This window comes from Mesorhizobium sp. WSM4841, from assembly GCF_055811515.1.
Genome location: NZ_JBVVQC010000066.1, coordinates 1 through 10,970 on the forward strand (window position 1 = coordinate 1; position 10,970 = coordinate 10,970).

At 56.7% G+C, this 10,970-nt stretch carries 11 protein-coding genes; 9 read left to right on the top strand and 2 right to left on the bottom strand.

Annotated features, from left to right (window positions below; all coding sequences use genetic code 11):
- Window positions 1-168: 168 nt before the first annotated feature.
- Together AC0L14_RS34305 and AC0L14_RS34310 are read right to left on the bottom strand one after the other, a co-directional pair.
- A complete protein-coding gene (locus AC0L14_RS34305; RefSeq protein WP_258117200.1) occupies window positions 169-402 on the bottom strand; it encodes a hypothetical protein in 234 nt (77 codons plus the stop codon).
- Between the two features lie 87 nt (window positions 403-489).
- Window positions 490-792, bottom strand: coding sequence for a hypothetical protein (locus AC0L14_RS34310; RefSeq protein WP_258117201.1), 303 nt, complete (start codon window positions 790-792; stop codon window positions 490-492).
- 230 nt (window positions 793-1,022) lie between these two features.
- Here AC0L14_RS34310 and AC0L14_RS34315 point away from each other — a divergent pair, with 230 nt between their 5' ends.
- From AC0L14_RS34315 to AC0L14_RS34355, 9 genes are all read left to right on the top strand, one after another.
- Window positions 1,023-2,165: a helix-turn-helix domain-containing protein gene (locus tag AC0L14_RS34315; protein ID WP_473637485.1), complete on the top strand. Its 1,143-nt coding sequence runs from the start codon at window positions 1,023-1,025 to the stop codon at window positions 2,163-2,165.
- 294 nt (window positions 2,166-2,459) lie between these two features.
- A complete protein-coding gene (locus AC0L14_RS34320; RefSeq protein ID WP_473527954.1) occupies window positions 2,460-4,202 on the top strand; it encodes a putative bifunctional diguanylate cyclase/phosphodiesterase in 1,743 nt (580 codons plus the stop codon).
- Window positions 4,203-4,374: 172 nt separating this feature from the next.
- On the top strand, window positions 4,375-4,896 hold the full coding sequence (locus AC0L14_RS34325) for a ubiquinone biosynthesis methyltransferase UbiE (protein WP_123151430.1): 522 nt from the start codon (window positions 4,375-4,377) through the stop codon (window positions 4,894-4,896).
- Window positions 4,893-6,071 carry a methyltransferase domain-containing protein gene (locus AC0L14_RS34330; protein ID WP_473752183.1) on the top strand — a complete coding sequence of 393 codons (1,179 nt, stop codon included), beginning with the start codon at window positions 4,893-4,895 and terminating at the stop codon, window positions 6,069-6,071. The genes AC0L14_RS34325 and AC0L14_RS34330 overlap by 4 nt, the downstream gene beginning before the upstream one ends.
- Window positions 6,068-8,452: a SpoIIE family protein phosphatase gene (locus AC0L14_RS34335; RefSeq protein WP_473487322.1), complete on the top strand. Its 2,385-nt coding sequence runs from the start codon at window positions 6,068-6,070 to the stop codon at window positions 8,450-8,452. The genes AC0L14_RS34330 and AC0L14_RS34335 overlap by 4 nt, the downstream gene beginning before the upstream one ends.
- 2 nt (window positions 8,453-8,454) lie before the next feature.
- A complete protein-coding gene (locus tag AC0L14_RS34340) occupies window positions 8,455-9,015 on the top strand; it encodes a slr1658 superfamily regulator (RefSeq protein ID WP_473487321.1) in 561 nt (186 codons plus the stop codon).
- 18 nt (window positions 9,016-9,033) lie between these two features.
- Window positions 9,034-9,372, top strand: coding sequence for a slr1659 superfamily regulator (locus AC0L14_RS34345; RefSeq protein WP_473487320.1), 339 nt, complete (start codon window positions 9,034-9,036; stop codon window positions 9,370-9,372).
- Between the two features lie 377 nt (window positions 9,373-9,749).
- Entirely contained in the window at window positions 9,750-10,337 is a 588-nt protein-coding gene (locus AC0L14_RS34350; protein ID WP_473752184.1) for an ATP-dependent DNA ligase, read from the top strand.
- Between the two features lie 245 nt (window positions 10,338-10,582).
- Window positions 10,583-10,801 carry a DUF3072 domain-containing protein gene (locus tag AC0L14_RS34355; protein ID WP_473487318.1) on the top strand — a complete coding sequence of 73 codons (219 nt, stop codon included), beginning with the start codon at window positions 10,583-10,585 and terminating at the stop codon, window positions 10,799-10,801.
- Window positions 10,802-10,970 lie beyond the last annotated feature (169 nt).

Genomic DNA, 10,970 nt, shown 5'->3' on the forward strand with positions numbered 1-10,970 from the left:
GACATTCGAATGTGAGCGCAACATCAGACAAGTCTTCGGCTAAGCCCATTTCCGTCCCCTTCGCAAGCGCTGTGGCTACACTCTGGCGGGACTCAATGGGGCAATGCAGATGCCAATCCGGCTGTGCCAACGCGGGACTAGAACAATTCGCCTCGGAACGCCGCCAAGCTAGTGCGCCTTCTCTGCGCCCTTTGAAAGACGAAGAGACCTAACTTCATCCAGCAGTTCGCGCTCCTTGGTGGTAATGTTTCGGAAGATTGCGACAATCGCCACCGCTAAGGCCTCGGCATCCCGGCTTGAAGAGTCAATGTGTTCATCTGCGCAAACCTGATCGAACACGCGTTCGCAAATAGCCAGATCATGAGGGCTGAGGCAGGTGCGATTGAAACGCCGACGCAGCATCTGTGCGAACCTTTCAGGGCCCGTTGCCCGTGTTTGCGGCGGGCCTTTTTTTGCCGATGAACCGCTGAGGCGTGTATTGGAATAAGTTTACTCGCTGACTGATAATTGGTCTTTCAATAGTCCCAAAATCAGCGCGCACTCGCGAGCTCTATACTGTCCAGCAATCATAAGTTGTCGGTAATCTCGCAGTTTTTGTTCTGGGACATGAAATCCTCGCCGAAATTCCGCCGCCTCTTTCGGAGTTCGAGTGCAACCGAGTTTACTGGCAGTGACTTTCAAACTCGCCAGTGAGCATCCGACCTTGGCTGCTATATCTTTCAAAGGTTCGTTATTAAAATATCCATCAAGAATTATCTTGCGACGAGCTTCTGCTTTGAGCTTTGCGTTCATTTCGTTGTCTCCTCAACTACGCTTTCACCGTGCAAGACTCTATACGCGCCAGGTTGAAGAGTGTCGTTATCGTCGCATCCAGAAACTTATCTCGGAATGCATTTCTTGCTGTAACCCAGCGTGATGGCGCTCCTGTGGACTCGCATTCCGCTAGTCTTGCCAGATGCCTGTGATACACCACATGATTGAGGTGGAGATGGGCATACCGGAATCGGATACGGCACTACGCGATGGACGCTAAGAGGCAGGACAAGGCGCTTGCGAGGCAGGCGCTTGAGCGCGATCGACGTCGTTGGCCGCGCGAAGCTCAACCTTACAATGAGGCTGCCCCGTCACTTGCGCCGGCGCTCGAACCTTTGCCCTTTTCGACGCTCGAACTGGCGCCAGAGGATCAATTTGTCGCCTGGCAGGCGCATATGGCTCCGCTTGTCGAGATCAAGTTGCCGGATGACAAATCGCTCGACGATGGCTTTCCCGCCGACCACACGGCTTGGAACCTCGGCGGCATGCTGATCGTTCAACAGCGCGCACCGGCACATAGTTATATGCGTTCTGCTGCGAAGCTTCGGTCCAGCTCGATCGATCACTGGTATATCGCTTTGCCGCATACTGGCCGGTCGTGGACGGAGGTCGATCGCCGCGTAGCGGAAAACCAGCCGGGCAAATTGGAGATTAGATCGCTTGGCTACCCGTTTCGCGGGAGGGCAACGGAATCCCAAAGTCTCTTTCTCTATTTGCCGCGTGATTTGTTCGCCGATGCGGCGGCAACCCTGGACGCAAAGAATAATTCAATTCTGTCCGGCAACTTTGCCAACCTTTTGCTCGACTACCTCAACAGCATCGAAGCAAGACTGCGCAGTCTCACGGCTGACGATCTGCCCCGCATCGTGCACGCAACACGCAGCATGATCATTGCCTGCCTCTCGCCACCGACAGAACATGCCGCGGCCACCGAACAATTGGTGAGTGTCGCGCTGATGGAGCGAGCCCGTCGATACGTCCACAACAATCTGGATGCGGCTCATCTGACGCCGGATTCAATGTGCCGGGCGCTCGGCGTCTCGCGCTCTCGTCTTTATCAGTTGTTCGAACCGAGCGGTGGTGTTCTCCACTACATACAAAGTCGCCGACTTCTGGCAGCCCATGTTGCGCTTAGCGATCCGGCGGACAGCCGGCGCATTGTTAATATTGCCGAAGCCGTCGGCTTTAGTTCAGCGGCTAATTTCAGCCGAGCATTTAGCAAGGAATTCGGTTACAGCCCCCGCGAAGTCCGAAGTTCCGTGGTGTTGCCGCGCCCCGCCCACTCTGTTTCGCATGCCGGACACGAGGAGGCCTCTTCCTTTGAACATTGGCTCAAAGCGCTCGGAAGCTGAGTACAGGATCGGGGATGGTTGAAGTGGGGCGGGCTTAAAACAGGGCGGGGAAGATCAGCCGCCTCATGGACCAGAATATTTCGTGTCGCGTCCACCGCGCCATCAATTATAGCCAATTCCCGATTTATCAACCAACTGTTCATCGATGTCGCTGCCAATCACAGCGGAGCATACATTGCAACTACGCAGCATGAGACACTTGTTGAGACTGCGAGTTGTATGTTTGCCAAGCTTGACAGTTATGCTATTTCTGGGCTGGGGGACGTGGATTCTCACTGCCCATGGAGGTGGCTATTGCACCCGGAGGCATCAGGGGTCGGCACGGAGAGCGAGGGGCCTGCCTCAAGCGATGCACCACGTCCCGGCGAAGCGCTGCTCGCTGACCTTTTGGCGTACACGACCGAATTTTTGTCGTTCTATGATCGCGACTTCTGTCTGACGCACTACGCAGCCAAACTCAAAGGCGTGTACGGAGGCGCGGTGGTGCCGGGTGCCGCCGTTTGGGAGATCTACCCGAGCTTCCTCGATGCGAGGTATCGTGACGAATTTCTTCGTGTGTTCCACGGCGGCTCACCGGCAAGCATTGATTTGCCGCGATCACCGGGTGAAGCGCCACGGTCCGCTTTCGTTTTCGCCACTGCGAATGGTGTGGGAATCATCGAATCAAGGGGGCGCGATGGGCGAAGCGTCGTGGAGGAGCAAGAGCATGTAATTCTGCTCCATCAGGCGACGCACGACGTGCTGACCGGACTGCAGAATCGGCGGCGATTCGGCGAGCGGCTGCAGCAGGCAATGGCCGCCCTCGGCGGATCAAAGCCGAAAGCAGCCCTTCTGCAAATCGACCTTGACGATTTCAAAGCGGTCAACGACACGCTCGGCCATGGAGCAGGCGACACTCTTCTTCAACTCGCGGCGGGCCGTATCCGCGACGCGCTGCAGGACGGCGAATCCGCATACCGGTATGCCGGCGATGAGTTCGCTGTCATCCAATTGGGAAAGGAGCAGCCAGCAGAGGCTGAGCGCCTCGCCGGATCGCTGGTCGACGCGTTCAAGAACCCGTTCGTCATCAACGGCATTCCCGTCTTCGTAGGCTCGAGCATCGGAATTGCTTTCGGGCCGGAGCACGGGACCGATGGCGAACAGTTGATGAAAGCCGCTGATATTGCCCTTTACGCGGCCAAGACAGATGGACGCGGTTGCGCTCGAACATTCAACCGTTCGATGCTGCTCTTGCTCGAGCAACGCGAGAATCTGAGACGCAGCCTTCGAACCGCGCTGGAGCGCGGCGAACTTTATCTGGAATATCAGCCGCTCATTCGGCCTCCCGCGTCGGTGATCGGTTTCGAAGCGCTGCTGCGGTGGCGGCACCCCGAGGTCGGAACCATTCCACCCAACGTGTTCATACCGATCGCCGAAGCCGACGGTCTGATGGACGAGATTGGGCGATGGGTGCTCGAGGAAGCCTGTCGCCAGGCATTGACGTGGCCTTCCTCGCTGACAGTCGCAGTGAACCTGTCGCCAGCTCAGTTCCTTAGCGGTTCGCTGACGGACACGGTCGCTCAGATCATCGACGCAGTTGGAATCGAAGCCGACAGACTTGAACTTGAAATAACCGAGACGGTCCTGCTTGAAAAGACGATCGACAATATCGACACGTTGAACACTCTGAACGTTTTGGGAATACGAATTTCGCTCGACGATTTTGGAACATACTATTCATCGTTAAGCTACCTTAAAAACTTTCCCTTCGATACTTTGAAGATAGATCGGTACTTTATTGCGGACCTGGAGACCGATCTCAAAAGCCAAACGATCGTGCGATCGATCATGAACCTGGCGCACGGCCTGGGGATAAATGTCACTGCCGAGGGGGTCGAGACGTCGGCACAGGCACGGTGGCTGATCAAGGAGAATTGCGATTGCCTGCAAGGCAACTTCCTGGGAAAGCCGCTTGGAGCCGAGGCGATTAGCGATTTCATCAGGCGGTCCCCGCTGAGGGTGGTACGGACGATGGAGGAATCAAATCGGGCGCTCTAGCGCCTTGCACCCTTTGTTAACGATGAAGTGGAGATTTGTAGAACGATCAAGGCAGATACCGCGCAATTTTTCGAGTCGGTGCGAGACTGACCCATCAGGACGCGGTGACATTTTTTGTCGCGGAGGTCATCACCCCGCGAGGGCTCAATACGATGGAAAAGTGAGGATGCCGATGGGAACTGTTCATCATCACCTGGCTGGCGAGCCGACTTTTGAACCGATGATCCAGATCGACATGGAAATCAAAGCTTTCGTCTCCGCCTGGAAACATTGCGACTATGTCTCGACATACATGGCCCGGATGATCAGCCGAAACAGGTCAGACTCGGTTCGGCATTCAAATCTCTTTTCTTCCGCCTTTAACGAATTGCTGGAAGTCGCCTTTCGTACGCGCCATGCCGACGGCGAATTGGCATGCAGGGTGTCTCGCCATGGCGCGACGGACAGGATCGAGTTGACATTCCCTTGCGTGCCAGAGGAGCGTCAATTCTACGAACAAGCCGTGTCGCTGGTCGCAGGATCCGAGGTCCGGGAGCGATATCTCAATTCGGTATCCGGGGATCTCGCCCCGAGCCGGGAGGTGGTTCTTTTGGAACTGGCCATCGACTACAACGCGACACTCAGGGTCGAGGAAGCCGACGGTGATGCGATCAAGCTTGTCGTGGATCTCCCGCTCGAGGGCTTGCAAAATTGAACCCTTACGACCTTCTCCCGCGTTTCAAGGCGCAATACGACGCCAACAATCAGGAGTTCTCCATATCGGGGGTGGTCCGGCCTCAGGCAATCGATGAACTTGGACCCAGCATAGCATTGCTTCGCGATGCGATCGGCCGTGTGCGCGGCGTTCTCTACGTCAATGTCAGACGTCTGACTCAGATGAACAACGCTGCGTTTCACGCCTTTTCGAGGATCATTCTCGACGCTTGTCGGGCTCGACCCGATCTCAAATTCATCGTCATCACGTCAAGCGTCGTCGGATGGACGTCACGAAAGTTCGGTCGCTTGAGCGGAATCGAACCGAACATCACGGTCGAGGAGTATGACAGCGAATTCTATCCGGGGCAGGGCTTCCTTGAGGAAGGCGGGTTCGTGCCGATCCTGCGCACACAAACAAAGATGACCTGGCGCCACGAGCGCGCAATCTTGCCCCGACACGGCATGAGGCCCGGGATCGTGATGGCCGACATCTGTTGCGGCATAGGTGATTTCGCCGTGCTCGTGCAGAAGGAGTTCCAGCCATCGCGGATCGTCGCCCTCGACCACTCCAGGTCGAGTCTCGCCTATGCGCGAAACGTGGCTGCGGAGTTCGATATCAAGGGCATCGAGTACACTTATGGCGATGCAGCAGAAATGCTGCTCGAGGAAAATCAGTTCGACCTCGTCACGTGCCGCCATTCGCTGCAGGTGTTCAACAAGCCCGAACTGATCCTCAGGGAACTGTTTCGCATCTGCAAGCCGGGCGGACGTGTCTACATCACCAATGAAAAAAATTCGCACTGCCTGGGCGAACCACGCGCCGACAGCATCCAGTGGACCTATAACGAGGTCGCCAAGCTGTGGGCGCACTTCCAGATGGATATTGAGCTCGGCCCGAAGAGCAAACGCTACCTGACCGAAGCGGGGCTCGAAGACATTCGGGTCGAGTCCTTCATGGTCACCAACCACGACGGCGATCCACAGGACTTCGCGGACGTCATAGCGGCATGGGAGAATGTTTATGCAGGCGAGATGGCTACCAAGCGAGGTGACACACCGGCGTTTATCAGGCGGTTCCGACAGGGCTTCCAGGACCACATCTTCGCTGCGCTCCACTCCAAGGGCTATGCCGGCTGGCCGATCTGGGTTGCATCGGGACGCAAGCCGCTATGACCGATTTGGATGCAACACCGCCCAGACCCTGGCCTGTCCTCCGGCTTAACAGCTTCCGCGCTAAATTCTTGATCGTTGTGGGTGGGGCGGTGCTGTTCGACCTCCTCGTCGGCGGCGGCGTCGCGCTGTGGAATGTGAACCGGCTTTCCCGGGACGCGACGCACCAGATCGAGAGCGGCCTCACCAAGGCAAGCCAGGAATACCTCCAGAACTATATCGAGACGACGGCGCTGCGCGCCGATCTCCTGTTCGGCCGCATGCACTCCGAGGTGACCGCACTTGCAGCCTCCATGCAGAGATTAATAGATTATCCGGAAGCAAAAGATGCGATCGGCAAGGCGTTGGCGAAGAACCCCTATTTTAATGCGCCGCTTGCATATGACGCCACGGGAAACTGGGTACAGACCCGGCAAGGGTCACCTTCGGTCATGAGTGTCTGGGGATATCTCCTCTCCGCTGATCACCAACCGAAGCCCGAAATTCTCCGCGACATTCAGGAGAGTGCGATCTTCGATATTTTTGGCACAAGCCAGATGTCAACTGGCGCCAAGAAGCTGCAGGTCTACTACGTAGGGCCGAAGGCAGGGCCGATCATGCGCACGATTCCTTATTCCGATCAGGCGCAGACCTTCGACAAGCTTTATCCAGGCCACGATAAAGCGAATTTCTGGGATTTCTTCTTTCCTGGCGTCTATGAAGGCTGGGAAGGCTGGATCAGGGAGCCCGATTCGCGCCCCGTAAAGGGCGATGACATCACTGCGACTGCTCCTTACATCGACGCGATTACCGGCAAGCTCATAGTGAGCTTCTTCCACCCACTCTGGACGAAAGACCGCAGTAATGTCGCCGGCATGGTCGCTGCCGACGTTACGCTCGATCAACTCGCTGACATCGTCGAAAGCGTGAAGGTCGCCGATACGGGCTTCGGTTTTCTCACCATGTCGAACGGCAATGTGCTCGCGATCAAGCCTGAAGGCGAGAAAATGCTCGGGCTCAAGATCGCAAGTGGTGCGGCAGGTCAAGGCGTTACCGGCCTCGATCGCTCGCTCAAAAAGAGCACGCACGCGACCGTCGCAGCGCTCGAACTTCCCGCCGACGACAAGACAGTCATTAAGCATATTTCGATTGAGGAAAACGGTAAAGCCCAACCGTACATCGTCGCACTTCGCCGACTAAACCCAGTCAATCTCTGGAATAGTACTGGGTCCATCACGGCCGAAACCCTGCTGCTTGGCTTCGTCGTCCCCGAACAGGAAATTTATGCTTCCCTCCTTGCGGCGCAGCAGAGCATTTCCAGCGCAACCAACCGGATCCTGATAACCCAGGTCATCGCAGTTATCGTTTCGCTCCTGATCGTCTTTGCGGCTGTCTTCGGAATTTCAAAGCGGATCACTGCAGGCCTCAGTGCGCTTGCCGGGGCCGCCAAGCGGTTGCAGGCGAAAGACTATTCAGTCCGGGTAAGCATTCCGACGCGCGACGAGGTTGGAGCGGTGGGGGTCGCTTTCAACCGGATGGCTGAGCAGATCAGCTTTCACACGGAAAACCTCGAGCAGCTCGTCGACGAACGAACCAGGGAGCTCGGGGACGCCAACCAGGAGATTTCGGCACTCAACGAAAAGCTGCGAGACGAGAACGTCCGCCTCGGTGCCGAGCTCGCGGTTGCCAGGCAGATCCAGATGATGGTCCTGCCGAAACAATTCGAACTCGAAGCGATTCCTGGGCTGGAGATCGCAGCCTACATGCGTCCGGCTGACGAGGTTGGCGGCGACTACTATGACGTCCTGCAGAACGGATCACGGGTCAAGATCGGCATCGGCGACGTGACCGGTCATGGTCTTGAGAGCGGCGTGCTGATGCTGATGGTCCAATCCGTTGCACGCGCGCTGCAGGAGACCGACGAAGCGAATCCGCACCAGTTTCTGGATCGGCTGAACAGAGCGATCTACAAGAACATCGAGCGGACGAACACCGACAAGCATCTCTCGCTGGCCTTTCTTGACTTCGAAGATGAGCGGGTAACGCTATCCGGCCAGCATGAGGACGTTCTTGTCGTGCGTGCGGATGGGGAAGTCGAACGTATCGATACGATTGATCTGGGTCTGCCGGTTGGCCTGGAGAATGACATCTCGAAGTTCATTGCCACGCGTGACATCCTGTTCGGAAGCGGCGACGTGATCGTGCTGCACACCGACGGTGTGACCGAGGCGGAAAACCACGAAAGAAAGTTGTTCGGGTTCGAGCGCCTCAGCCAGAGCGTACAAAGACGTCACGGCAGCAGCGCCGAGGACATCAAGACTGGGATCATCGACGATCTGATGGCCCATATCGGGATCCAGAAGATCCACGATGACATCACCCTCGTGATCATAAGGCACACATAGCAATGACAACGCTGTTCGGTACCCCTGATATTGCGATCGGGATGAAGGAGAGCGTCAGTCGCGTGCGGCTGTTCGACGGACCTCTCGACTTGAGTTGGCGTCATTGTGCCACCACCTCGGACTTCATCGCCGATCTTTTCGCGTTGCGCTTCCGGTCGTCCCGCAATGACTACATGGAAGTGCGGCACAGCATCGGATATCTGGTCAACGAACTCATCGAAAATGCCGTCAAGTTTCGCGCACCGGGTGAGATCGTGATCGAGGCGTCGATGGATTCGGAGTGCTTCAAGCTCAAAGTGTCGAATGAAGTCGATGGTGAAGATGCGTCTGAGTTCCAAAGTCTCCTGGCGGACATCACGGTTGGCGACCCCATGGACCTGCTGATACAGCGAATTGAAGCCAATGCCGCCAACGCCGGCGTAGGAGGCTCCGGACTTGGATTGCTGACGTTGATGAGCGACTACGGCGCACGCCTGGCTTGGATATTCAGCGCCGCAGACGAAAGCGATCGGATTTGCGTGGAGACATATGCCTCCATTCCGATCTCGCAAATTCACAACTAAATAAAACGAAGCCAGGCTATGGAAATCAAGACAGACGATTACCGCGTGTGGACTGAAGGAAGCGAAATTTTCTTCGACGGTGCAATGCGGCTTGCCAGTTCCGACGACGGTGCGCCTATCACGGCGTTGGCGACCCGTGTTCTTGCCTCGAATCCCGCTTCCATTACGCTCAATCTGAAGGACCTTCACTTTCTCAACTCTTCCGGCATCAACCTGCTGGCGAAATTTACCATTGAGGTGCGCAAGCATCCCGATGTTCGACTCGTCGTGCGTGGAACGCCCGACATACCCTGGCAGTCGAAATCATTGCCGAATCTGAAGAAGCTGCATCCCGCTGTGGTGCTTTTGATGGACTGACCAAGGTAGTCCGCAATCGGAGCAATTCCAGGAAAAGTGCGAACGGTTTTCCGTCCGGAATTGCAGTCAAAAAATAAAGAGATAGAGCGGTTCTGCGGTTCCGTGAAATGACGAACCGCTCTAGCCAAGGGCTGCGTAGGCTGGCGGCAATCCCGGACAGCAATAAGCCGGTCGGGAACGGTGCAAGAGCGCCGCGCCGAGCAAGATATGTACGCCAGGATAAGTATTAGGATGCAAAGCTAACGACAGATCGGCCTCGTGCGTAGATGCTTGCAATGGCTTGGCGGGGGCTCGGCACAGGTGGCAGGCATCCTGTTGGGGTGATGTCGTGCTGCCTGTGCCGATTAGCCGCCGCTGCGCGGTCAAAGGTGGCGTCATTGAGTAAGCGTGCCAAGGTCGATGGCGGCCGGCTGGAGTTTCTTCCGCCGCAGATCCCGACTCGGGTCGAGCGGCCGCCTGAAGATGAGGGCTGGGTCCACGAGGCCAATCTCGACGGCTATCGAACCCAGATCATCATCGATAATGGCGGCGTGCGTCTTTACAGCAAGAACGGCCGTGACTGGACCACGAAATACTGGCCCATCGCACTAGCCGTCGATCTGCGATGCCGGACTGCCATTCTCGATGGCGAGGTCATTGTTTCCGGCGAGCAGGGCGCTTCCGATTGCCCTGCGCTGGAAGCCGCGATCTGGAACGAGCCGAGCCGGCTGGTGTTCGTCACTTTCGATATCCTCCATCTCGACGGCCGCGATCTAGGCTCCTTGCCGCTGCTGCAGCGCAAGCAGGCGCTATGGCAACTGGTTGAGCCTGGCCTCGGCAAGATCCAATACAGTGAGCACTTCGAGGGCAGTGCGCTGGCGCTCTTCCGCACCGTCGAGAAGATCGGGCTCAATGGAATTATCTCGAAGCGCGCCGACAGCCGCTACAGGAGCGGACTGTCGAACACATGGCTGAAGGCCAAATAATTCGAAGAAGCCGACTCCCGAGTTGAGCCAGGTACGGCTCCAATGGCCCTGATCGCTGCTCAAGGGGCGTCCTCACCGATTTGAGGATCGTGCAAGATTACAACCATAGGTATCCACGCTATGAAATAGCCAAGAAGAGATTCGCTCCGCTTGCGCGTAACCGGCCTGGGCGGGCGGACGCGACACAATCTGGCGGAACAAATCATGATCATTCTCATTGTGATGATCATCAAGGGAGATTGATCATGGGCGACCGGCACAACCCAAAAATCGAGGCACCGGCAACTGTCAAAAAGGACCCGGAAGATTGGATCAGCGGAGATGACCCCATGACCCCCGCACAAGCCTCCTATTTGAAAACTTTGGCCGAACAGGCCGACGACCCTGACGCCTATGCTGACGGCCTCAGCAAGGCGGAAGCCTCTAAACGCATTGATGCACTCCGGGAGAAGTTAGGCCTGTAGTGCCCGCTGTGGCTCCTGGTCTCCAGTGACGGGGGCCGTTCCCATAGGCGCTAACTTAGGGGTAGACTGGTGGAATCGAGATGTGATTCCTAGGCCAGATGCAAAGGAATGATTCCATTGAAAGCGACTGGCAGGCTCTGATCTCGAGACTGTCGCAATGTGTTGATCT

What these genes read in the sequence shown, in the direction of transcription:
- AC0L14_RS34340 (WP_473487321.1), top strand. Translation starts at nt 8,455, where the DNA reads ATGACAACGCTGTTCGGTACCCCTGATATTGCGATCGGGATGAAGGAG.
- AC0L14_RS34315 (WP_473637485.1), top strand. Translation starts at nt 1,023, where the DNA reads ATGGACGCTAAGAGGCAGGACAAGGCGCTTGCGAGGCAGGCGCTTGAG.
- AC0L14_RS34325 (WP_123151430.1), top strand. Translation starts at nt 4,375, where the DNA reads ATGGGAACTGTTCATCATCACCTGGCTGGCGAGCCGACTTTTGAACCG.
- AC0L14_RS34305 (WP_258117200.1), bottom strand. Translation starts at nt 402, where the DNA reads ATGCTGCGTCGGCGTTTCAATCGCACCTGCCTCAGCCCTCATGATCTG.
- AC0L14_RS34335 (WP_473487322.1), top strand. Translation starts at nt 6,068, where the DNA reads ATGACCGATTTGGATGCAACACCGCCCAGACCCTGGCCTGTCCTCCGG.
- AC0L14_RS34310 (WP_258117201.1), bottom strand. Translation starts at nt 792, where the DNA reads ATGAACGCAAAGCTCAAAGCAGAAGCTCGTCGCAAGATAATTCTTGAT.
- AC0L14_RS34345 (WP_473487320.1), top strand. Translation starts at nt 9,034, where the DNA reads ATGGAAATCAAGACAGACGATTACCGCGTGTGGACTGAAGGAAGCGAA.
- AC0L14_RS34355 (WP_473487318.1), top strand. Translation starts at nt 10,583, where the DNA reads ATGGGCGACCGGCACAACCCAAAAATCGAGGCACCGGCAACTGTCAAA.